The organism is Metabacillus indicus LMG 22858, assembly GCF_000708755.2.
GTDB lineage: Bacteria > Bacillota > Bacilli > Bacillales > Bacillaceae > Bacillus_P > Bacillus_P indicus.
In genome coordinates this window covers 1,557,841-1,580,478 of record NZ_JGVU02000002.1, presented here as the reverse complement: position 1 = coordinate 1,580,478, position 22,638 = coordinate 1,557,841, and the positions used below count along the sequence as shown (strand labels likewise).

Here is a 22,638-nt window from a genome sequence, read left to right as displayed (position 1 = left end):
TTCTAAGAACCAAAACAAATAAAAAAACCCTAGAAAAGCCGTTTTATCAACGTTTCTAGGGTTTTATAAAGGCTATTTAAGAACCACTTTACTTAACGAGAGTAGAACTCAACGATAAGAGCTTCGTTAATTTCAGCAGGCATTTCAGAACGCTCTGGAAGACGAGTGAAAGTACCTTCTAATTTGTCAGCATCGAAAGTTAGGAAATCAGGAACGAAGTTGTTTACTTCGATTGATTCTTTAACGATGTCAAGGTTGCGAGATTTTTCGCGAAGTGTGATTGTTTGACCTGGCTTCACTTGGAATGATGGAATGTCTACGCGGCTTCCATCAACCATGATGTGGCCATGGTTAACAACTTGGCGTGCCTGGCGGCGAGTGCGAGCTAGGCCTAAACGATAAACAACGTTGTCAAGACGTGATTCAAGAAGAATCATGAAGTTTTCACCGTGTTTACCAGTCATTTTAGCAGCTTTGTCAAATGTGTTGCGGAATTGACGCTCGTTCACACCGAACATGTGGCGAAGCTTTTGTTTTTCTTGAAGCTGTAAGCCGTACTCAGAAAGTTTTTTACGCTGAGTCGGGCCGTGCTGACCTGGTGCGAATGGACGCTTTTCTAATTCTTTACCTGTTCCGCTTAATGAAATTCCCAGACGGCGGGAAAGTTTCCAACTTGGACCTGTATAACGAGACATAGATGTCTCCTCCTTACATGTTTTTATTTGGCATAAAATAAAAACAGACTGACCCTGACTGAGTGCACATTTTGTTTTCATATATCCTCGCTCCAGCAGCAGAGAGTTACACGATACACCTCGTCACAGAGGAACAAAATGAAATCACAGCAGTGGTATCAATAGGCTGCGAATATTTATTTTACACAACGACCATTATATAATTTTGATATTGGAAAGTCAACAATCTATCAGGAAAGACGATAATACAAATAGAGGAAAAAACACATTCGGTTAATAAATTGGAAAAAAATATATGTTACAATGAAGGAACGAAAGCTGATTCGGACATACGGGGGATTTTTGTGACAAGTCATTCTGAATACATACTACTATCCATTAAAAGTTCTTTTTTTGATTATATCAGCAGTCAGGCACGTCCGTACAGCAGACATGCAGCGGAATATGCTGTCAGCTGCCTCCAATCATATTTAAGTGCAGAGTATGTTTCTTTTTTTAAGCGCAAAGAGGATCAGTACCTGTTGATTGCTGCAAGTTCGCATTCCTACCACACGGTGCCCTTCAGACAGAAGCGCTCGTTGATCGAGCGGACAGAGTCAAGGGTCGACCTCATGCTTTCTGAGGGATTTCTGCTTTCCGTAACGGAGAAGGAACATGTCTTTGATGAAGATTTTTATAGACTTCTAACTAAAGAGTGCAGTCTTTTTCTTGCACACTTTCAGCGCCTTCAGAAGAAAACGGATATGGAAAAAAACTATCAGGAGCTCTATGCGCTTACTAAAAGGCTTCATGCGACTATGAATAAGGATGAAGTGTTAAATCAATTGATTTTATCTCTTCAGAAAATGTTTCCTGACTATCTGTTTTATTTATTTTTATCACACGACAGTGACAGCAGCCATCAGCTGCCCGTGAAAGAGTTTGATTACGAAGGGACAGGCAGCGAGAGCGCGATGGAAGCCTATTTAACGGGAGAGATTAAATGGGATGCCTCTGAGTCTTCAAACCAGGTTATTTTGTATGCGCCGCTTAAAGGGAACCAGGGCATTTACGGTGTAGTCGAGGTTACTCAGCAGAACCGGTCTGAAATTGACGAGGATGAAACGGTGATGACCGCTTCACTTGCTGAAGCTGCCGGTCATGCTCTTGAAAATGCCAAGCTTTACGAACAGTCGAAAAAACTTGTTTCCGATTTGCAGCTCATCAATGAGACATCGCATAAACTCAACAAAAATTTAAGGCTCATTGATACGATGACCTTTATGTCTGACCGGATGATCCGTTCTTTTTCTGCTGATGAGACGGGCTTTTTCTATACAAGCAGCGAAGGGACGAGGATGCTTCCAGGCAGTACGTCGTTTTTTCATACGGCAGAAGCTTCTTTTTATCTGGAAATTGCAGAGCGCAGAGTAAGGCAGGAGCTTGAAGGAGTATTCATCGGTGACTTAAAGGTGAAAGATGCCGCTTTTTCTTCCTTGATTGCCATTCCGATGGTTCAAAGGGATGAATTGAAGGGTTTCGCTGTTATTCTGCATAGGAATCCGTATGCTTTCACGTTTGAAATGTTTAAATTGATGCAGTCCCTTATTCACCATTCAACGCTTGCTTTAATGAATTCCATGCTGAGAGAAGAACTTGAACTGCTGGTCATTACAGACCATCTTACAAAACTGTATTCCCGCAATTATCTGGATGATTCGGTGCAGCACTCTCTTAAAACGGACAGCCAGGGAGTATTTATCTTGATGGATATTGATGATTTTAAAACCGTTAATGATACGCACGGGCATCAGACAGGGGATGACATTTTGATTCAGGTGGCAGGCATCATTATGAACAGCATCACAGAAAGTGACGTTGGAGCCAGATGGGGCGGTGAGGAGCTTGCCGTTTACTTGCCGCAGGCTGACCCGCGTTATGGTATCGAACTTGCGAACCGCATAGTTGATTCTGTACAGAATGAGACTTTTCCATCTGTTACGATTTCGTGCGGCGTTGCCCACTGGACGGCAGAGGAGCCTGAATCTCTGAAAAGAATGATAAGAAGAGCAGATCAGGCGCTTTACAAAGCAAAAGAAAACGGAAAAAACTGCGCAGTCTTTTATGAAGAATCAGAGGTCATGCACGAGACCTCCTGACTCTTCTTTTTTTACGAAACTAAGAAAGCGCTTTCAAATTTAGTTGATTTGTCATATGATATGGAAGGCAGCAGCTTAAGGGGGAAAAGACATGGGGAAGGAATATCAATTTGAAACAAAGGTGATTCACAGTCATGAAAAGATGAAAGATCCATATAACAGTCTGGCTCCGCCACTTTATCAAACGGCCACTTTTGTCTTTGACAAGGCGGAAAGCGGGGAGCGGAGGTTTTTGGGAGAGGAAGAAGGACACATCTATTCAAGACTCGGCAATCCGACGGTTCAGCTGGCTGAACAAAAGATTGCATCGCTTGAAGGGGCAGAAGCAGCACTTGCTTTTGGATCAGGCATGGGGGCGGTCTCTGCCGTCATGATGTCAATGGTGAGAACAGGTTCTCACATTCTTTGCTCAAAAGGGATCTACGGCTGTACGTTTGGCCTTTTGAACATGCTAAAAGAAAAATTTGGTGTGACTTATTCGTTTTCCGAGCTTTCTTCTAAAGAAGAGATTGAAAAAGAGATCAGACCGGAAACTGCCTTTATTTATATTGAAACGCCAATTAATCCGACGATGCAGATCATCAGTCTTCAAACCGTTTCAGAAGCTGCTAAAGCTCATGGGCTTCGCGTCGTGGTGGACAATACGTTCTGCTCGCCGTACCTTCAGCAGCCGCTTTCTCACGGCTGTGATATCGTTCTTCACAGCGCCACGAAATACATCAGCGGGCATGGAGATGTTATCGGCGGTTTTGCTGCAGGGGATAGAGAATATATTGAAAAGCTTGCCATGACAGAAAGGAAAGACATCGGGGCCATCATGTCTCCGTTTGATGCATGGCTTTTGCTTAGAGGGCTGAAAACTCTCCCAGTCAGAATGGACCGGCACTGTGAGAGCGCTGCTGAAATTGCCGGTAGACTGCTGATTCATCCTGCAGTCGGGCAGGTTGTGTATCCATTTATCGGTGACGCTGAGGAAACGCGCATTGCCAGGAAGCAAATGAAAAAAGGCGGCGGATTGATTTCGTTCACGTTAAAAGAAGAGAGCAAATTGGAGGCCCAGCGATTTATGAACGCGCTGAATCTTATTAAAATTGCTGTTAGTCTGGGTGATGCGGAGAGTCTGATTCAGCACCCTGCCACTATGACCCATTCGGTTATACCGGAAACAGAAAGGCATGAGATGGGCATCAGCGACAATCTTGTGAGACTGTCTGTCGGCCTTGAAAGTGTGGAAGACATCTGGAATGATCTGAACCAGGCTTTGGATGCTTTATAAAGTTGAAATGCCCGAGAGGCTATGAAGCTCTCGGGCATTTTGTCGTCATTTAAGTTGAAAACTTACAGAAAATCAACAAGCGTTTCCGTGAACTTCTCCAGATACTTTTGGTCAAGCTCGCTGAATCTGTCTTTAATCGGACTGTCAATATCAAGGACGCCGATTAACTCCCCGTCCTTCACCATCGGGACGACGATTTCAGACTGAGATGCGGCATCACAGGCAATGTGTCCCGGAAAAGCGTGGACATCCGCCACTCTCTCTGTTTTGCGGTTTTGTGCAGCGGTACCGCACACGCCTCTTCCGACAGGTATTCTTACACATGCCGGCAGTCCCTGAAACGGGCCGAGAACAAGCTCGCTGTCTTTGTAAAGGTAAAAACCGACCCAATTGATTTCCGTAAGAAACTGGTTTAAAAGAGCCGACGCATTGGCCAGATTGGCGATCGCATCTTTTTCTCCATCGAGCAAAGCCTTCAGCTGCTTAATGAGCATTTCGTAATTTTCTTCTTGTTTCCCGCTGTATTTTTCGACATGAAACACGATATTTCCCCACCTTTGTGTATTTTTCACGCGTATTAGAGCGCGCGGACAAACTTTGTCGATAAAAGAATAGAGGATATCTTCCTATTTTCTTGAATGTACAAAGTAATGATGAAAGGGGTGAGATTTATGCCAGTGCAGCCGAACGCCTCCAATCAAACGAAAGAAAAGATCATAGATGCAGCTGTAGCACTGTTCAACACACAGGGCTTTAACGGCACATCCGTAAGGGAAATTGCCAAAAAAGCGAATGTCAATGTTGCTCACATCTCCTATTACTTTAATGGAAAGGGCGGCCTTCTGGAATACTTGGTTTCAAAGTATTATGAAGGATACCTTTCAGTCATTGAAACAGGCTATCTCCGCCTGAGCCGAGAAACACCAAAAAACTGCCTGCTTCTCTTGATTGGGGATATTCTAAACTATCAGCATGAAAACCGTCAACTTGCACGATTTGTTCTGAGAGAAGTAACCCTCGATTCAATGTTGATCAGAGAAGTGATGACAACGTATCTCACAAAAGAAAAGTACTTTTTTAAAGCCATTCTTGAAGAGGGCATCCGCTCCGGACAGTTCCGGAAAGCACCGATGGCCCACATTCTTGTGCAGCTGAAGAGCCTTCTGAACATGCCGTACCTTCAGCCGCAATATATGAGCGAAGTGCTCTATATTCAAACCCATGAATCCTATTTTGTGAAACAGTATTTTCACGAAATTGAAATCTGGATTGACCATCTTTTATGCGATCCTTCAAAGAAGGAAGCAATCGTGTAAGGATTCCGGCCAATCAGACCAGGGCCTCCTCATAATGAAAATAGTGTGCTCCAACATCCTTTGCACTATGGGCATCAGACCCGTATATGAGAGGGATGTTTTGTTTTTTTGCCTCCTTGATCATCCATCCGTCAAGATAGATCCCGCCGCAAAGTTCTTTTCTGAGTCCTGCTGTATTAAAATCGAGCTCCATCTCGTTCTTTTTAACAGCAGAAAGAAGGGACAGCTGCATGTCTTTTAGGTCAAACTCAGCAGGAAATGCTTTATGGAATTTTTTTATAAGCGTCAGATGTCCCAGCCTGCCCGGCTTATAAGGACCAAGCTCTGATTTAACTGCAGCAATCAGGGTCTCGTAGTAAAGTTCATGCAGCTTCTTTACGCCGCCGGCCGATTCGGCCATTTTTAAAAAGGTATCACTGTCAAAATCAAGGCATTGATATTCGCTGCCGGGCTTCAGAAAATGAACAGACAAAATCCCGTCATCCATGAACGGGCCATAGTCGTTTAGAAAACTTTCTGTCCCCTTTTCATACCCGCGGATGTAATCCACTTCAAAGCCGAGGTTGATTTTTATATGTCCGGAATAGGTCTTTTTTACAGAAGTGACCCGGGTAATGTAATCCTCCAATTCAGAATGGCTCATAGCACTGTCGCTCCCCGGAACAGGATCTGCAAACCCTTCCGGAAGAGGGGCATGCTCTGTAAAAGTCAGTTCCTCAAACCCTTCACTCAAAGCCCTTTCAACATACATTTCAAGGCTGTCATCAGAGCCGTGCGGGCAAAATGGCGTATGTACATGTCCGTCTTTTTTTCTCATGCAGAAAATCCCCTCTCAAGTACCGCGAAATATGGCGATAAATTGTGCAAAAAAATTTAAAATACCGGTCAAAAATTGTCGTTTACATGGTATCATAAATACAATGAAAAAACATTTAACCGTACAATGATCAGATTACATATGAAAATTCGACAATCGTTACTTACATTCATATAAATATATTATACCTTGTTATGACGATTTGCTGGAACACAACGAGGGGGCTCACTATGGAAGTCGTTATTGGACTTATTGTCATTTTGCTGGTTTTATTTGGAGTCGGCTACGCAATCAGAAGAAATATCTACAAAGAAGTAGACCGGCTGGAAGCCTTGAAAATCGAGATCATGAACCGGTCGATTGCAGATGAGCTTTCGAAGGTCAAAGATCTAAAGATGACAGGACAGGCGGAAGAATTATTTGAGCGGTGGAGAAAAGAGTGGGACGAAATCCTGACAGCCCAGCTTCCGGAAGTAGAGGAGCTCCTGTTTGATGCAGAGGATTACGCGGACAAGTACCGCTTTACTAAATCGAAAAAAGTGCTTGAACATATCGAGAAAACGCTTAAGCTTGTGGATGAATCAATTGAAATCATCATCTCTGAGATCAATGAACTGATTACGAGTGAAGAGAAAAACAGCACAGAAATCGAAGAGGTAAGAACACAAGTCAAAAAAGCGAAGAAGACGCTTCTGGCTCACAGCCATACCTTCGGAAAGTCGCATGCAGCGCTTGAGATCAAGCTTGCAGAGATCACTGAGGCGCTTAAGCAGTTTGAAGCGGAAACAGAAGAAGGGAATTACCTTGCAGCCCGTGAAATCCTTCTGGGGCAAAAGGACGAGATCCATATTCTGCTTGAGAAAATTGATGAAATTCCAAAGCTGCTCGCAGAATGTCAGACTGTCATTCCGAATCAGCTTTCAGAGCTGTCAGACGGCTATCAGGAAATGCTTGAGAACGGATTCCACCTGAAACATATCCAGCTTGAGACAGAGCTTGAAAAAATGAACAAACAGCTAGAGGCGTATATGGCCCTTCTTGCTCAAGGCGAGACACTGGAAGTAAAAGAAAATATAGAAGAGATGCAGGAAGCGATTGATACTTTTTACGACTTGCTTGAAAAAGAAGTACTCGCCCATCATTTCGTCCAGACGGCTGCTGTAAAAATAGATGAGCAGCTGGCAGATCTTCTTAAAAAGCGCCAGGAAACAGAAGAAGAAGCGGAACTTGTCAAAGAAAGCTACCAGATTTCAGAAGTTGACCTTGACCGCCGCCGAAAAATTGAAAAACAGATTTCAGCGCTGTGCAAACAGTTTTCTCTTATCCAGAACAAGCTTCAGTCCGAACAGCTGGCCCATTCCATTTTGAAGGAGGAGCTCGAGCAGCTCCAAAGTCAAATTGAAGAAGTGCGTGCAGAGCACCAGGAATTCAGTGAAATGCTCCTTGCATTAAGGAAAGAAGAAAGAGAAGCAAGGGCAGCTCTTGCTGAAGGAAGAAAACAGCTTTATGAAGCAAGCCGGAAGATTCAAAAAAGCAACGTACCGGGACTGCCGCCGAATCTTGCAGAACTTTTGAAAGAGGCGAAGCGTTCGCTCGGAGACGCTGGCCGAAAGCTTGAAGAAATCCCGCTTAACATGATTGAAGTGAATCGAATTCTTGAAGAAGCGACTGCCCATATTGAAATTTTTTCAAGACAGTCAGACGAGATGATCGAACAAGTCTACCTGACAGAGAAAGTCATTCAGTACGGCAACAAGTACCGGAGAAGAAATGGTACGCTCGCTGAACAGCTGAAAGAAGCGGAAGATCACTTCCGCAATTATGAATATACAAAATCGCTTGATAAAGCAGCTGCAGCCTTGGAACAGGTTGAGCCGGGCTCGCTCTCAAAGCTTCAAAGCATGCTGGAAGAGCAGACGTCCAAATAAAAAATCCCGCACCTTCAACGGTGCGGGATTTTTGATGTCTGTTCAACTATTTTCTCTGGCTGTCTGGTGAAGCAGATGCCGTTCTGAATGAGGAATAGATGTATCCCAGAAGGCCGCCGACAGCAGCAGGGACGATAAAGCCAATTCCATATTCAAACAGTGGAACATTTCCTTTCATCCAGGCGTCCAGTCCTGCAGGAAGAAGCCCTCCCGCTTTCAGGCCGTCAGCAACGCTTATCACAAATGTAAACAGCAGGCTTCCAAGATAAACTTCGTTTGCTCCTTTGAAATAGGAGTGGAAGAAAGATAAAGCAATCAGCACAATGGCAAGAGGATATAACGCCACAAGAACAGGTACAGAAAACGAAATCAGCTTTGTTAATCCGGCGTTTGCCACTGTCATACTGAACAGACAAATGATGAAGGTAATCGTTTTATAAGACAGACTTGGGAAAATTTTCGAAAAATAATTGCCGCAGGAAGATACGAGTCCGATACTTGTTGTCAGGCATGCAAACAGGATGGCGGTTCCAAGCACTGCATTTCCAAACGTGCCGAATAAGTAATGGACAGATTCAGATAAAATAGCTCCGCCGTTATCAAGATAACCAATCTTCGAGACGCTTGTAGCGCCGAGATAGGCCAATGATACATATACAAGCACGAGTCCGCCGGCAGCAATCAGGCCTGAATTTAAGCAGATTTTTGCTATTTGAGATCTGTCTGTAACTCCTTTATCTTTAACCGCATTGATGACGACAATTCCAAAGACCAGTGCCGCAAGTGTGTCCATCGTCAAGTAGCCTTCAAGAAACCCTTTGAAAAACGCGCCGTTCTCGTACTCTTTCGTTGGACTCTCAAACGTTCCAAGCGGAGTAACCAGCATTTTCACTGTGATCAGGGCAAGTACTATAAGCAGGACCGGCGTAAGCAGCTTGCCGATTGTATCAACAAGCTTTGTAGGGTTCAAAGACAGCCAGTACGTCACAGCGAAAAAGACCAGCGTGAAAAGGAACAGGATCCAGCCATCGCCGCTTGATGACTCCGGCAAATATGGAATCACCCCAATTTCAAATGTGACCGTTGCCGTTCTCGGAATCGCAAAAATCGGGCCGATCGCAAGATAGAGTACAAAAGGAAAGAAGAATCCAAACAGAGGATGGACTCTGCCTGCAAGGGACTGAATATCACTTCCGGACAGCCCGATGGCAATGACTCCAAGAAGCGGAAGTCCAACGCCTGTAATAAGGAAGCCGATAATCGCCGTCCACATGTGATCTCCTGAGAGCTGCCCCAGTGCCGGAGGGAAAATAAGGTTCCCTGCGCCAAAAAACAATGCAAACAGCATCAGTCCTATAACAAATGTTTCTTTTATGGTTAACGATTTATTCGACATCAAAAAATCCCCCTGAGATATACGTACTAACAATGTATCCGTTTACATCCTATCACATCCGCCAAAAAATTTGTCGAAAAATGTGACTAAATCAATTTTTATTATATTCTAAAAATTAAATCTGTCAAATGTTCTTTCAAAGATTTCTTATTTCATCAAACTGTGTTATTATGATTGTTTGTTTCGTGCAAACTATAAAGATTGAGGAAATCATCCTCGTTTGTACACAGGAGGAGCAGGAAATGATTTACCTGGACAATAGCGCTACAACAAAACCATACGATGAAGTATTGCACGCTTTCTCACAAGTTGCAACCCGGTTTTTTGCCAATCCTTCCTCCCTGCACAGCCTCGGAGCTGAAGCGGAAAAGGTCCTCACTCAGGCAAGAAGGCAGACAGCCGCGCTTTTAGGTGCCGAAGAAAGCGAAGTCATTTTTACTTCCGGCGGCACGGAAGGGAACAATCTGGCAGTTAAAGGGTCAGCTCTTGCGCGAAGACATCACGGAAAACATATCATCACAAGCAAGATCGAGCATCCCTCGGTCCTTGAAAGCATCAAGCAGCTTAAGGAACACTTTGACTTTGACGTTACATACCTGCAGCCGGATGAATACGGGATGATCACAATAGAAAAAGTAGAAGAAGCCATTAGACCTGACACGATCCTGGTGTCAATCATGCATATAAACAATGAGGTTGGGACCATCCAGCCTATAGAACAAATAGGGGAAATGCTTGCGTCATATCCAAAAATCGCATTTCATGTGGATGCTGTCCAGGGAGCAGGAAAAGTTCCATTGCCGCTTAAGCATATTGATTTGTGCACGATTTCAGGCCATAAATTCCATGGTTTGAAAGGATGCGGTGCCCTTTATATGAAAAAAGGGGTTAAACTGCTGCCGATGCTCTCTGGAGGCGAACAGGAAATGCAGGCACGCTCCGGAACGGAAAGTGCTGCTCTTGCGGCTTCGATGGCAAAAGCACTAAGAATGTCGACTGAACGGTACAAATCGAACCGGGAAAAGATGAACAGGCAAAAACACTTCTTATTAAACGGGCTGGCAAATATGGATACAGTTCAGATCAACACGCCTGCAGGGCAGTCGGCCGGCCATATCATCAACTTTTCCGTGCCGGGTACAGAGGCGGAAGTTCTATTGCGGATGCTTGAACAGGAAGAGATTTATGTCTCTACCACCTCTGCCTGCTCTTCAAAACGAAAGCGCAGCAGCACAGTGCTGCTTGCGATGGGAAAAAGCGGGTCAGTTGCTTCAAGCTCCATCAGGGTCAGCCTTTCGTACGACACAGAAGATAAGGACCTGGAGCGGTTTTTAGCCGTTTTAGAAGCATCTGTAAAAAAACTAGTGAAACTTGCGAGGTAGTTTTATGAAGTATGAGCACATTATGGTAAGGTACGGGGAAATTACCACTAAAGGAAAAAACAGAAGATGGTTCGTAAACTGTCTGAAGCAAAACCTCAAATCGGTGCTGTCTGATTATCCTGCATTGGGGTACTGGGGCAACCGCGACCGGCTTTATATCAACTTGAACGGGGAGAATCACGAGGAGATTCTCGAGAAGCTCCCGCTCGTATTCGGCATTCACTCCTTCAGTCTTGTATTGAAGACGAAAAGAGAACTGGAAGAAATCAAAAATGGTGCTCTCGCTTTAATAGAAGGTCAATATAAGTCAGGAGACAGCTTTAAAGTCTCCGCAAAAAGAGCGGATAAAACATTCCCTTTGCTGACAAATGAAATAAATTATGAAGTGGGCAGCCATATTTTGAAGAATACTGACGGACTGACTGTAGATGTGCACAGTCCGGATATTGATGTAAGGGTTGAGGTTCGCGAAGAAGCGGCATATCTGTCTTCAAGAGATTACGAAGGCGTCGGGGGATTGCCGGCAGGTGCGAGCGGTAAAGCCGTTTTGATGCTTTCAGGAGGAATTGACAGTCCTGTAGCCGGCTATTTTGCGATGAAAAGAGGAATAGAGCTTGAAGCTGTCCACTTTTTCAGCCCGCCGTACACAAGTGAGCGGGCAAAGCAAAAGGTGATTGAACTTGCCCGCAGACTGACTGTTTTCGGGGGCAGGATCAGACTGCATATCGTTCCATTTACCGAGATACAGGAAGCGATTCAAAAGCAGGTTCCTGAAAGCTATGTCATGACATCCACGCGCAGGATGATGCTTCAAATAGCCGATAAGATACGTGAGAAGCATGACGCGCTTGCGATTGTGACAGGAGAGAGTCTCGGGCAGGTCGCAAGCCAGACGCTTGAAAGCATGTTTGCCATTAACGACGTGACGAGCACGCCTATCATCAGACCGCTGATTGCCTCTGACAAAAAAGATATCATCTCTCTTGCAAAGCAGATCGGCACGCATGATACATCCATTTTGCCGTATGAGGACTGCTGCACCATTTTTACGCCTCCATCACCGGCAACGCAGCCAAAGCTTGAGAAAGCGCAGCGTTTTGAAAGCTTTCTTGATTTTGAGCCGATGATTTTAAAAGCTGTTGAACGAACTGAGTTAGTGGAATTGTCTGCTGCTTCTGAAGAGGAATTCGATGATCTCTTTTAAAAACTGTGAACAATTACCAAATTAAGTTTGTATGAAGCCATGTGTTTTTACACAATCTATACTCACAAGGAGGTGAAAACACATGGCAAACAACAGCTCAAACCAACTAGTAGTACCAGGCGCACAACAAGCGATCGACCAAATGAAATACGAAATCGCTTCTGAGTTCGGAGTGAACTTAGGACCTGAAACAACTGCTCGTGCTAACGGTTCTGTTGGCGGTGAGATCACTAAACGTCTAGTATCTTACGCTCAACAAAACATGGGTGGATTTTCAAAATAACCTGAACTAAATAGATATGGCTACGAAGGGTGGGGATCATACCCCGCTCTTTTCTTTGCCCTTTTTTGCTCAATGAGCAATTCATATAGAGGAGGCTGCTAATCATGACAAAAAACAACCGCACTGAGTTTTCTGAGGGACCGGAACAGGATCAAAAGCTTCAAAAGTCAAGAAAGCAAGGCAGAAAACGAAGAAACGAACCAAAAAATGCAGTAGAATCGAATGAACAGAGCTAAGACAGGACACGGATTCCATCCGTGTCTTTTTTCATTTTATTAAGAAGACAAAGTTATTTTGTAATAATATTCAAAAATGTTAAATTATTATGTATAATCGAATAGAAAGTACAAGGAGGGGTCACTTATGCTGAGAGATGAACTAATTGCGCCAGAAATCTACAATTTGGTAGAAGAAGTTGAAAAACACGCAAAAGATGCAAACCGGGTAGCCCTTAAATGGGAAAATGAGCAGGGAGAAAAACAGGAACTTACATATGGACAGCTTCTTGATAGAGCGAACAGAATTGGAAGCGCTTTACTTAGTAAGGGTCTTACACAGGGAGATAAAATCCTTGTCATTATTCCGAGGTTTCCGGAAGCATATGCGGTTTACTTGGGAGCCCTTAAAGCAGGCTTTGTTGTCATACCAAGCTCAGAAATGCTGCGTACCAAGGATCTTCAATACCGAGTGACCCACGGAGATGTGAAAGCCATCATTTCCTACATAGATTTTACTGCAGAATGCAGCGGGATTAAGGAATATGACGGCCTGCACAAGTTTGCAGCCGGCGGAAAAGCAGAAGGCTGGTACAGCCTTGAAGAAGAGGCTGCCGGGCAATCAGGCGATCTCAAGGTGGCAGAAACAAAGAGGGACAGCCACGCTTTCTTGTCCTACACATCGGGAACAACGGGCAATCCAAAAGGCGTCGTTCATACGCACGGCTGGGCATTTGCCCATCTTAAAACCGCTGCAAGCAACTGGCTGAGTATTGAAGAGAATGATGTTGTCTGGGCAACGGCGGGGCCTGGCTGGCAAAAATGGATCTGGAGCCCGTTCTTATCGGTTCTTGGATCGGGGGCAACGGGACTTGTGTACAACGGACGCTTTGAACCTAAGAAGTACCTTCAGCTGCTTCAGGATTATAAAGTAAACGTACTTTGCTGTACACCTACAGAGTACCGCCTGATGGCCAAAGTGGACAATCTGAAGGATTATTCACTTCCTGAGCTCCACAGCGCCGTTTCAGCAGGAGAACCGCTCAACCGGGAAGTGATTGATACGTTCAGAAACTACTTCGGCATAGAAGTCAGAGACGGATATGGCCAGACAGAAAACACACTTCTTGTCGGCGTCATGAAGGGAATGCAGCTGAAACCCGGCTCTATGGGCATGCCGACGCCAGGCAACAAAGTGGAAATCATCAATGAGGACGGAGACATCTGTGCGGCCGGAGAAGTCGGCGACATCGCCGTGCATGTCGATACTCCCGCTCTTTTCAAAGAATACTACAAAGATGCCGAGCGGACTGCCATGCAGTTTAGAGGGGACTACTATATTACAGGTGACCGCGCCAGAAAAGATGAAGACGGCTACTTCTGGTTTGAAGGCAGAAGAGACGATATCATCATCAGCTCCGGCTATACAATCGGACCGTTTGAAGTCGAAGATGCGCTCGTCAAGCATCCTTTCGTCAAGGAATGCGCGGTTGTCGCAAGTCCGGATGAGCTTCGCGGAAGCATCGTAAAAGCATTTGTCGTGCTTCAGGAGGAAGTGGATGCTTCCTCACCGGATCTGATTCCTGCTCTTCAGGATCACGTAAAAGAACTGACTGCACCTTATAAATATCCGAGGAAGATTGAATTTGTCGAGGAACTGCCAAAAACGACGTCAGGCAAAATCAGACGGATTGAGCTCAGACAGCGAGAGCTTGCAGAAGCTTAAAATTTATGAAAACCAGACAGGAGCTCTCTGTCTGGTTTTTCCATGCTCTGAATGATACCATAGATTCAAATGAAAGAGCTGGAGGAATGAGAACGTGGGCACGCTTTGGTTCGGCGGAAAAATTTATACTTTAATAGAAGAAAGAGATACAGTTGAAGCGGTCTATACCGAAAAAGGCTACATTAAAGATACGGGGGATCTGGAAAAACTCCGGTCTTTGTATCCCGGGGCCAAAGAAATGAATTTAGGCGGACATACGATGCTGCCGGGATTTACAGACAGTCATATGCATGTGATTGGCCATGGCGAAAAGCTGATGCACCTTGATTTTTCAGAAATGGCTTCTTCAGAGGAAGTGCTCGAAAGCTTGCGTGAGCGTGCAAAGACGATCCAGCACGGTGAGTGGATTATCGGAGAAGGGTTTAATGAAAACCAATTTCCTGACCGCAAAATTCTCCACAGGAGAGAGCTTGATGACATTTCGAATGTTCATCCCATCTTAATTAAACGTATTTGCCATCATGCTGTTATTGTGAATACAAAAGCTATGGAGCTGGCAGGTATTTCTTCAGAAACTCCTGACCCGGAAGGCGGCTTGATTGTCCGGGATGAAAATAGCGATCCGACAGGCTATATGCATGATGGGGCCCAGGAGCTTGTTTTTCAGGCACAACCGCAGGTTTCAAAGGAGTATTTACATAAAGCATTGCTGAAATCGATTGAAGACTGCCATAAAAAAGGTCTTGTTGGAGGACATACCGAAGATCTGTCATATTACGGCAGCCTAGAAAATGTTCTTGGCGCATTTGACTCCGTGATTAATGGAGAAAAGAAAACGTTTAGAGCGCATCTTCTTGTTCATCATCATATAACAGATGAATTTCAGCAAAAAGAGCGGGATTTGGGGCCGTTTATCGAATTTGGCGCAATGAAGCTGTTCGCCGATGGTGCACTTGGGGGAAGAACGGCTCTCTTAAGCGAACCTTATGAAGATGATCCCGGAACAAATGGCGTCAGCATCCATTCAGAAGAAGGGCTTAACAGCCTGATTCAAAAAGCCAGAGGATATGGCATGGAGGTTGCCATTCACACGATTGGCGACCTTGCATTTGAAAAAGCACTGGATGCCATTGAGGCGAATCCGCCCCTTCAAAAGCATCAGCACGACCGGCTGATTCACGCTCAGATTCTGAACGCGGAACTGATTGAACGTGTAAAAAAACTCCCGGTTATTCTCGACATTCAGCCGAGATTTTCATCAAGTGACTTTCCATGGGTGATGGACCGCATCGGACGGGATAAAATAAAGTACTGCTACGCCTGGAAAACACTAATAAATGAAGGCGTGAATTGTGCAGGCGGATCAGATGCGCCGATTGAACCGATTGCTCCCCTCCTTGGCATCTACTCGGCTGTAAAAAGAGAGAGCATTTACGACGGGCAGGTCTATCTTCCGGAAGAGAGGTTGTCGGTATATGAAGCGGTAGAGTTATACACAAAAGGGAGCGCATATGCCGTGCATCATGAACATGAATACGGCTGCATCGCAAAAGGATACACCGCAGACTTCACCGTCCTGAGCAGGGATATCTTTGAAGAAGATGCCCTGCTTGAGACCGAAGTTGTTATGACGGTTGTTGATGATAGGGTAGTGTATGAGAAGAAGTCAATGAACGATTGCAAGATCATATAACAAGAAAAACGCCTGGCTTCCCGGGCGTTTTTTCATTGATGCTTTGCAGTTCAATCGCTTTATTAATTGAAAAAGGTTGCTATTCTCTCTCCGTTTGAAAAGACACCTGATGAAAAAAAGAGAAAAGTGAGCAGTAAAAAAGGGGTCCATTTCCATTCAATCTTCTTCCGGCAATACATGTTTGTCAATATGACTGTTGGAAAGTAAACCAAACCTGCCGCAGCGGTAATGAATAGAAAAGGAACCAATAATCCTTTTTCTAATGTTGGATCTAATGGATAGCCCAGAGCTTCACTGATATACAGGAAAAGTATAACAAATAAAACAAACATGTATTGAAAGACGTAACCGAAGAGGAAATTGGAAACAGCGTGCAAAATGAATTTTAAAATTCCGTTCACCTTCCTGTAGTGGTTTATTTGGAATGGCAGGAAGCCAAAATAGTGCCCTATAAATTAACAGGATCAAAATATAGGGATGCAAAAAGCAGAAGTGCCGTCCTATAAATTAGCAGGAGTAAAATATAGGGCAGTAAAAAGCGAAAATGCAGCCTTATAATTCAGCAGTATCAGAATATAGGGAAGCAAAAAGCGGAAATGCTGCCCTATAAATTAGTAAGAGCAGATTATAGGACAGCAAAGAGCCAAAATGCTGTCACATAAATGAGCAGGAGCAGAATATAGGGCAGCGAAAAAACAAAATAATACCCCGTATTTCATCAATCACGAAATACAGGGTAATAAAAACATAAGGTCAATCTGTCAATCTTCAGGAGCAAAATACAGAGTATCAGCTGTAAGTGCTCCTCGGCCAGCATGAGGCGATTCCGCTTTTCGTGGTGTCCAGCTCCATCAGCCAACTCCTCTGTCAGAACGGAACCGTCGGCAAAGGCAAAAAGCGCCTTTACCGCCGTTTCCTTATCTGACTCCCGGAGCTAAACGGCTGATTCCGCTTTTCTTTATAAAAACGTCCGCTTCACTTTTTCCCAGAAGGAATTGTCTTTGAGTTTAACGGTTTTAATCATGGATGGGCTTAAGGAAAGCTCGACGTTCTCGACGTGGCGGATGCTCAGGGCATCGTTGTCCATGCCGATGACAGGGTGGTCATTGCCGTCCTGGACGATTTTCAGCGTAAGCTTTCTGTCTCCGCTCAAGATAAACGGGGAACCGAGTGTTCTGTATTTATTGTTGTTCAAAGAGGCAAGCTCGCTTACTTGCAGACATGGCAGAAGCGGGTCAACCACTGCTCCCTGAACGGATTTGTTATAGGCTGTGCTGCCTGTAGGCGTAGAGATGATCATGCCGTCCCCTCTGAACGTTTCAAAGTGAAGGTCATCAATAAAGACGTCGATAACAAACGTTTTAATGATGCCGGAGCGGATGGAGCATTCGTTTAGGCACTGGAAGGATGTGTGTCCGTCAACGGTTACATTTAAGAGTGGATAACGTCTTACCTCCACTTGAGCTTCCCTCATGGCGTCAATCATCTTATCTGTTTCTTCGATTTTAAAGTCACAGTAAAGGCTTACAGTTCCTTTTACGGAAATTCCTGCATACAGGCAGTCCTCTCTGAATCCGGTTTTTCTGACAGCCTGAAGGAATGTGCCGTCCCCGCCGATGCTGACAATGATGTTAGCCTGTTTTGCATCCTGCACGACTGTAAATCCATTTTCGGAAGCGAGGGAAGTAAGCCCTTCCACTTTATGTACTAAATCATCCTGTTTTTTGTAGAAAAAGTAAACATTGCGCCGATTATCTGTCATGGTGATCCTCCTTAATGTTGGAAAAGTTACACAATCCTAGAAAATGGTGTTACAATACTTTATGGTGTTTAGTTTACCATTTTCGGCTTGAATATTAAAATAATTGCACGTGCCGGGCTAATGTTTTTCGGCCAGCAGAAACTGTTTTAGGAGGAATCAGCATGAATGGGAAACGATGGGGGGCACTTGTCACCGCAGCTGTTCTTTTCGGGGTATCCGTTGTGATCAGCTTGACAAGTATGGCTTTGGCCAACAGCAATGCCTTTACAGATGCACTTTCAGCAAACGAAGAATTTGCAGAAACGGTGCTTGAAGCAGGAAATGAATCAGACAAAATCGTCGTCCTTGAAGTGAACGGCGTGATTCAGGACACAGGTGAAAATGTGACGTCTTTTTTTGAGACGGCAGGCTACAATCATCAGCAGTTCCTGAAAATGATCGATGCTGCAGCAGAAGACAACAATGTCCGCGGCATTATGCTCAAAGTGAATTCTCCGGGAGGAGGAGTTGTGGAGAGTGCGGAAATACATAAACATTTAATGGATGCAAAAGAAAAGCATGACAAAAAGATCTATGTGTCAATGGGAACAACAGCTGCCTCTGGAGGCTATTATATCTCTGCCCCGGCAGATAAAATCTACGCAGCCCCGGATACTTTAACCGGTTCGCTCGGCGTCATCATGCAGGGAGTGAATTACAGCGGCCTTGCTGAGAAATATGGCGTGAAGTTCGAAACGATCAAGAGCGGGGAGTTCAAAGATATCATGTCCCCTTCCCGGGAAATGACAGCAGAAGACCGCAAAATCCTTCAGACAATGGTTGATAATGCGTACAGCGGATTTGTCGACGTTATTGCCGGCGGGCGCGGGATGTCAGATGCAGAAGTAAGAAAAATTGCAGACGGCCGCATTTATGACGGACGCCAGGCAAAAGAGCTGAACTTGATTGATGAACTCGGATACTCTGATGATGCGTTAAAAGGCATGAAAAAAGATTTGAAGATCGACGGTGCACACGTAGTCGAGTATGAAACGAATGCCGGACTTGATTCACTGCTTTCACTTGGCGCAACAAAAGTGTTCAGCGAGGAATTTGAGCTGATGGGCTTATACCGTTTCTTCTCGCAGTCGAATTCACCGAGAATGATGTATTTGTACTCAGAATAAAAGGAGGGTTTGCAGATGGATGCTACGTTTGAAGAAAACAGCCAAACCCGGGAGCAGCCTCTTTACCGCCAAGAAGAAATGGACGTCCACTATGCCGGCTTCTGGCTTAGATTCTGGGCTTATTTGATCGATATTATTGTCATTTGGAGCATCAACCGGATTGTCTTTCATCCGCTTTTTACATGGCTGGATATACCAGTATCGAAAACGTTCATTTTTTCTCCGATTGCGATTTGTTCCGCCGCTGTCTTTTACGCGTATTTTGTCCTGATGACGAAATTTCTCGGGCAAACTCTCGGTAAAATGGTGCTTGGGCTGAAAGTGATTTCCGTCAAACAGGAAGAACTGACATGGAGCACTGTTCTGTTTAGAGAGTTTATCGGGCGATTTATTTCAAAGTTTACGTGGATCGGCTACGCTGTCGCAGCATTCACTCCAAAGAAACAGGGAGTGCACGATTTGTTTGCAGATACAGCCGTTGTAACTGAATATTTGAGAAAAAGCGAAAGAATCCTTGCTCCGGCAGGGACAGAATAAGTTTTGACCGAGATAAACCTGCATCCGCCGCAGGTTTATTTTTTTTTGCCGAGGACGATACTGGAGGATTGAAAGGATGTGACAGGGGTGGCCTGGATCTGGATTTGCGCTATTGCACTTATTCTTTTATTTACGCTTATCTTATTTATGAAAATAACGATTATCGCTGATATCAGGCACGTAGGGCATGATGATGAGATAAGCCTGAAATTCAGGGCTTTTTTCGGACTGCTGAAATACACCTATAAAATTCCTTTAATTAAAGTAGATCCTGATGGGCCGAACCTGCTGCTGAAAAAAGAAAAAGCAGTTGGCGAAAACAAGAAGCCTAAGAACAGTGACGAAAAAGTTTCTCCTGATGATATGCTGACGAGCATAAAGGATCTGAAGGAACTGACCGAGCATATTGTGCATCTGCATGCGATCGTGAAACGGTTTCTCGCCAATATTTCCATCACGAAGTTTGAGTGGCGGTCTGAGATAGGTACAGGTGACGCCGCTGAAACAGGTTTCCTTATTGGGCCCGGGTGGACGTTAAAAGGAGCGGCTCTCGGCATCATCAGCCACTATATGAAACTGAAGAATCGGCCCATTCTTTCAATTGAGCCGAATTTTTATCAAAAGAGCTCAAAAACGATGCTTTCATGTATGCTCCACTTTCGAACAGGGCATGCTATGTTGGCGGGACTGCGCCTGCTCAAATACTGGAGAGGCGGACGTCCAACTTTACGGGATCAGCAGTTTTCTTTTTTGTCCAAGAAAAAGAACACACCAGCTTAAAGGAGGAACCTTTTTATGAGTGATCATCCAATTCAGGGCCTGATGAAGACGGCTATGGAAAATCTTAAGCAGATGATTGATGTAAATACAATCATAGGCGACCCTGTCGAAACACCTGACGGAAGCGTCATTTTGACCGTCTCGAAGGTTGGTTTCGGTTTTGCAGCAGGGGGCAGTGAGTTTAATGGAACGGGTATTGAAGAAAAGAATACCGGCGGAACAGCAGGCGGTCAGCACGACCACCATAAACATCCATTTGGCGGCGGAAGCGGTGGCGGAGTTTCCATCACGCCGATTGCCTTTCTCATTGTCGGCCACAATGGAATCAAAATGCTTCATTTAGATGAAAGCACACACCTGTACGAACGCATTCTTGATACGGCTCCACAGGCAGTGGAAAAAATTCAGGGAATCTTCAAAAAGAACAAAAATGATCACAGCCACACTGGCCATCAGCAGCAAAAAGATGATTTTGATATTTAAGCCCGGACGCCCGTCATAGGATGACAGGCGTTTTTTTTGCTGTAATTTGGGAAAAGATGCCCTTTTCCGTTGCAAATAGCGCCTGATTCAGGCTATATTTACACTGTACATATTTTCGGAGGAGGAATAGTAAATGGCGTCTATTACATTCAAGCAAAATCCGGTAACACTTATCGGAAACGAGGTAAAAGCCGGAGATACAGCTCCAAATTTCACAGTGCTTGCCAATGATCTATCAGAAGTTTCACTGTCCGATTCAAAAGGACAAGTACGCATTCTTTCTGTCGTTCCTTCTATCGACACAGGTGTTTGTGATGCACAGACACGCCGTTTTAATGAAGAAGCTTCAAAAATTGACAACCTGAAAGTGCTGACTGTCAGCGTCGACCTTCCATTTGCGCAAAAGCGCTGGTGCGCAGCTAACGGCATTGAAAATGTCCAAACCGTATCAGACCACCGCGACCTTTCATTTGGCGAAGCATACGGCGTACACATCCAAGAGCTAAGACTTCTTGCGAGAGCAGTATTCGTTGTCGACAGCAATGACAAAGTAACGTATGTAGAATACGTGAGCGAAGCAACGAACCACCCTGACTATGATGCTGCAATCGAAGCGGCTAAAGCTGCTAACTGATTAGTGTTCTTGAGAACCTCTTGCCCTTTCGGCAGCGAGGTTCTTTTTTATGAAGCCCAGGCAATCCTGCTTGAATTATCACCTCCTGATGAGTAGAATGAGGGATACGAACCATGAAGGAGGAAACGACCATGCAAGCCGTTTCGAATGTTGAAAAGCTGTTCACGATGATGAATGAATCAGCCGAGATTATTTCAAAAGAATGCAACCTTACATATATTGAAGCCGTAGCGGAAACCGGCGAAAATCTTTTCCAGAATGAAGTCCTGCAAGATGAGATGAGCGAGGTCACGAAAAAGAACCTTGCAAAAAAATATGAACAGGCAAACATCTCTTCCTTCCAAAAGGAAGAGATCCGCAAAGCCTTTCAGCTTGTTATTTTAAAGGGCCTTAAAGATGGCGCCCATGCCAATCACCAGATGACTCCGGATACAGTCGGGCTGTTTACAGGCTATTTGGTAAACAAGTTTGCAGCCGGGGAAAAGAACATTTCGATTCTTGATCCTGCTGTAGGGACAGGCAACCTTCTCACAGCCGTTCTTAACCATATTGGCGGGGAGGATGTGCTGAGCTACGGAGTGGAAGTGGATGATCTCCTGATTAAGCTTGCCTATTTGAATGCCAATCTTGGAGAGCATACTGTTCAGTTTTATAACCAGGATTCACTTGAGCCGCTCTATGTAGATCCGGTAAATTACGTCATCTGCGATTTGCCTGTAGGGTATTATCCAAATGATGTCGGCGCAGACAAATTCAAATTAAAAGCAGACAGCGGGCATTCCTATTCCCATCACCTGTTTATTGAGCAGAGTCTGAACTATACAAAACCGGGCGGCTATCTTTTCTTTATTGTGCCGAATCATCTTTTTGAGTCTGCAGAAGCGCCGAAACTGAAAGCATACTTAAAGGATCACGCTATTGTTCAGGGGCTTTTGAAACTGCCGCAAACCCTCTTTAAAGACAAGCAGCATGAGAAAAGCCTGTTTATTCTTCAAAAGAAAGGCGAAGGTGTTTCTGCACCGAAGCACGCCATGCTTGCCGAGCTGCCAAGCTTCTCCGATAAAGCAGGAATGCAGTCCATTATGAAGCAGCTTGACGGCTGGTTTAAAGAAAATAAATAACATTCAGGAACCGCTCCAGCGCGGTTCTTTTTTATGTCTGACAACACGAAAAGTCAGAATTAAATGAATATGAACTGTAAACGATT

21 protein-coding genes are annotated in these 22,638 nt (G+C 44.6%); 16 read left to right on the top strand and 5 right to left on the bottom strand.

Annotated elements, in window-relative coordinates; genetic code table 11:
- Window positions 1–92: 92 nt before the first annotated feature.
- The gene (gene rpsD, locus AZ46_RS11360; protein ID WP_029279064.1) at window positions 93–695 is read right to left on the bottom strand and encodes a 30S ribosomal protein S4; all 603 of its coding nucleotides are present in this window, start codon (window positions 693–695) and stop codon (window positions 93–95) included.
- 344 nt (window positions 696–1,039) lie between these two features.
- On the opposite strand from rpsD, the gene AZ46_RS11355 reads away from it, so the two are divergent.
- A complete protein-coding gene (locus tag AZ46_RS11355; RefSeq protein ID WP_235728215.1) occupies window positions 1,040–2,833 on the top strand; it encodes a sensor domain-containing diguanylate cyclase in 1,794 nt (597 codons plus the stop codon).
- 91 nt (window positions 2,834–2,924) lie between these two features.
- Entirely contained in the window at window positions 2,925–4,109 is a 1,185-nt protein-coding gene (gene megL, locus AZ46_RS11350) for a methionine gamma-lyase (protein ID WP_029279068.1), read from the top strand.
- A 62-nt stretch (window positions 4,110–4,171) separates the two neighbouring features.
- Here the strand turns inward: megL and AZ46_RS11345 are convergent, their stop codons facing one another.
- Window positions 4,172–4,651, bottom strand: a complete 480-nt coding sequence (locus tag AZ46_RS11345; protein WP_029279070.1) for a GAF domain-containing protein — start codon at window positions 4,649–4,651, stop codon at window positions 4,172–4,174.
- A 129-nt stretch (window positions 4,652–4,780) separates the two neighbouring features.
- Between AZ46_RS11345 and refZ the strand changes: the two genes are divergently transcribed.
- On the top strand, window positions 4,781–5,425 hold the full coding sequence (refZ, locus tag AZ46_RS11340) for a forespore capture DNA-binding protein RefZ (protein WP_029279072.1): 645 nt from the start codon (window positions 4,781–4,783) through the stop codon (window positions 5,423–5,425).
- 13 nt (window positions 5,426–5,438) lie between these two features.
- On the opposite strand, the gene hisJ is transcribed toward refZ, so the two are convergent.
- On the bottom strand, window positions 5,439–6,242 hold the full coding sequence (gene hisJ, locus AZ46_RS11335; protein ID WP_029279073.1) for a histidinol-phosphatase HisJ: 804 nt from the start codon (window positions 6,240–6,242) through the stop codon (window positions 5,439–5,441).
- Window positions 6,243–6,472: 230 nt separating this feature from the next.
- On the opposite strand from hisJ, the gene ezrA reads away from it, so the two are divergent.
- Window positions 6,473–8,170, top strand: coding sequence for a septation ring formation regulator EzrA (gene ezrA, locus AZ46_RS11330; protein ID WP_029279075.1), 1,698 nt, complete (start codon window positions 6,473–6,475; stop codon window positions 8,168–8,170).
- Window positions 8,171–8,216: 46 nt separating this feature from the next.
- On the opposite strand, the gene brnQ is transcribed toward ezrA, so the two are convergent.
- Entirely contained in the window at window positions 8,217–9,566 is a 1,350-nt protein-coding gene (gene brnQ, locus AZ46_RS11325) for a branched-chain amino acid transport system II carrier protein (protein ID WP_029279077.1), read from the bottom strand.
- Between the two features lie 242 nt (window positions 9,567–9,808).
- Here brnQ and AZ46_RS11320 point away from each other — a divergent pair, with 242 nt between their 5' ends.
- The 6 genes from AZ46_RS11320 (at window position 9,809) to AZ46_RS11300 (ending at window position 16,069) form a co-directional block, all read left to right on the top strand.
- Entirely contained in the window at window positions 9,809–10,948 is a 1,140-nt protein-coding gene (locus tag AZ46_RS11320) for a cysteine desulfurase family protein (protein ID WP_029279078.1), read from the top strand.
- Window positions 10,949–10,952: 4 nt separating this feature from the next.
- A complete protein-coding gene (gene thiI / locus AZ46_RS11315; RefSeq protein WP_029279081.1) occupies window positions 10,953–12,152 on the top strand; it encodes a tRNA uracil 4-sulfurtransferase ThiI in 1,200 nt (399 codons plus the stop codon).
- Between the two features lie 82 nt (window positions 12,153–12,234).
- A complete protein-coding gene (locus AZ46_RS11310; protein WP_029279082.1) occupies window positions 12,235–12,435 on the top strand; it encodes an alpha/beta-type small acid-soluble spore protein in 201 nt (66 codons plus the stop codon).
- A gap of 104 nt (window positions 12,436–12,539) precedes the next feature.
- Window positions 12,540–12,671 carry a hypothetical protein gene (locus tag AZ46_RS22455; RefSeq protein WP_267881643.1) on the top strand — a complete coding sequence of 44 codons (132 nt, stop codon included), beginning with the start codon at window positions 12,540–12,542 and terminating at the stop codon, window positions 12,669–12,671.
- A 127-nt stretch (window positions 12,672–12,798) separates the two neighbouring features.
- Window positions 12,799–14,376, top strand: coding sequence for an acyl-CoA synthetase MbcS (gene mbcS / locus AZ46_RS11305; RefSeq protein WP_029279084.1), 1,578 nt, complete (start codon window positions 12,799–12,801; stop codon window positions 14,374–14,376).
- Between the two features lie 94 nt (window positions 14,377–14,470).
- Entirely contained in the window at window positions 14,471–16,069 is a 1,599-nt protein-coding gene (locus tag AZ46_RS11300) for an amidohydrolase (RefSeq protein WP_029279086.1), read from the top strand.
- Window positions 16,070–17,027: 958 nt separating this feature from the next.
- Here the strand turns inward: AZ46_RS11300 and AZ46_RS11290 are convergent.
- Window positions 17,028–17,831: an NAD kinase gene (locus AZ46_RS11290; protein ID WP_029279090.1), complete on the bottom strand. Its 804-nt coding sequence runs from the start codon at window positions 17,829–17,831 to the stop codon at window positions 17,028–17,030.
- Window positions 17,832–17,992: 161 nt separating this feature from the next.
- On the opposite strand from AZ46_RS11290, the gene sppA reads away from it, so the two are divergent.
- The 6 genes from sppA (at window position 17,993) to AZ46_RS11260 (ending at window position 22,552) form a co-directional block, all read left to right on the top strand.
- Window positions 17,993–18,997: a signal peptide peptidase SppA gene (sppA, locus tag AZ46_RS11285; protein ID WP_029279091.1), complete on the top strand. Its 1,005-nt coding sequence runs from the start codon at window positions 17,993–17,995 to the stop codon at window positions 18,995–18,997.
- 15 nt (window positions 18,998–19,012) lie between these two features.
- Window positions 19,013–19,534, top strand: coding sequence for an RDD family protein (locus tag AZ46_RS11280; protein WP_051827225.1), 522 nt, complete (start codon window positions 19,013–19,015; stop codon window positions 19,532–19,534).
- 87 nt (window positions 19,535–19,621) lie between these two features.
- Window positions 19,622–20,314, top strand: a complete 693-nt coding sequence (locus AZ46_RS11275; RefSeq protein ID WP_029279094.1) for a DUF2953 domain-containing protein — start codon at window positions 19,622–19,624, stop codon at window positions 20,312–20,314.
- Window positions 20,315–20,329: 15 nt separating this feature from the next.
- Window positions 20,330–20,797, top strand: coding sequence for a GerW family sporulation protein (ytfJ, locus tag AZ46_RS11270; RefSeq protein WP_029279096.1), 468 nt, complete (start codon window positions 20,330–20,332; stop codon window positions 20,795–20,797).
- Window positions 20,798–20,930: 133 nt separating this feature from the next.
- Window positions 20,931–21,431, top strand: a complete 501-nt coding sequence (tpx, locus tag AZ46_RS11265; protein ID WP_029279098.1) for a thiol peroxidase — start codon at window positions 20,931–20,933, stop codon at window positions 21,429–21,431.
- 131 nt (window positions 21,432–21,562) lie between these two features.
- Window positions 21,563–22,552, top strand: a complete 990-nt coding sequence (locus AZ46_RS11260; RefSeq protein WP_029279100.1) for a class I SAM-dependent methyltransferase — start codon at window positions 21,563–21,565, stop codon at window positions 22,550–22,552.
- The last annotated feature ends 86 nt before the right edge of the window (window positions 22,553–22,638 follow it).

Coding starts and splice junctions, on each gene's coding strand:
- refZ (WP_029279072.1), top strand. CDS start 4,781: ATGCCAGTGCAGCCGAACGCCTCCAATCAAACGAAAGAAAAGATCATA.
- AZ46_RS22455 (WP_267881643.1), top strand. CDS start 12,540: ATGACAAAAAACAACCGCACTGAGTTTTCTGAGGGACCGGAACAGGAT.
- thiI (WP_029279081.1), top strand. CDS start 10,953: ATGAAGTATGAGCACATTATGGTAAGGTACGGGGAAATTACCACTAAA.
- AZ46_RS11290 (WP_029279090.1), bottom strand. CDS start 17,831: ATGACAGATAATCGGCGCAATGTTTACTTTTTCTACAAAAAACAGGAT.
- rpsD (WP_029279064.1), bottom strand. CDS start 695: ATGTCTCGTTATACAGGTCCAAGTTGGAAACTTTCCCGCCGTCTGGGA.
- megL (WP_029279068.1), top strand. CDS start 2,925: ATGGGGAAGGAATATCAATTTGAAACAAAGGTGATTCACAGTCATGAA.
- sppA (WP_029279091.1), top strand. CDS start 17,993: ATGAATGGGAAACGATGGGGGGCACTTGTCACCGCAGCTGTTCTTTTC.
- hisJ (WP_029279073.1), bottom strand. CDS start 6,242: ATGAGAAAAAAAGACGGACATGTACATACGCCATTTTGCCCGCACGGC.
- AZ46_RS11280 (WP_051827225.1), top strand. CDS start 19,013: ATGGATGCTACGTTTGAAGAAAACAGCCAAACCCGGGAGCAGCCTCTT.
- ezrA (WP_029279075.1), top strand. CDS start 6,473: ATGGAAGTCGTTATTGGACTTATTGTCATTTTGCTGGTTTTATTTGGA.
- ytfJ (WP_029279096.1), top strand. CDS start 20,330: ATGAGTGATCATCCAATTCAGGGCCTGATGAAGACGGCTATGGAAAAT.
- AZ46_RS11310 (WP_029279082.1), top strand. CDS start 12,235: ATGGCAAACAACAGCTCAAACCAACTAGTAGTACCAGGCGCACAACAA.
- mbcS (WP_029279084.1), top strand. CDS start 12,799: ATGCTGAGAGATGAACTAATTGCGCCAGAAATCTACAATTTGGTAGAA.
- tpx (WP_029279098.1), top strand. CDS start 20,931: ATGGCGTCTATTACATTCAAGCAAAATCCGGTAACACTTATCGGAAAC.
- AZ46_RS11260 (WP_029279100.1), top strand. CDS start 21,563: ATGCAAGCCGTTTCGAATGTTGAAAAGCTGTTCACGATGATGAATGAA.
- brnQ (WP_029279077.1), bottom strand. CDS start 9,566: ATGTCGAATAAATCGTTAACCATAAAAGAAACATTTGTTATAGGACTG.
- AZ46_RS11320 (WP_029279078.1), top strand. CDS start 9,809: ATGATTTACCTGGACAATAGCGCTACAACAAAACCATACGATGAAGTA.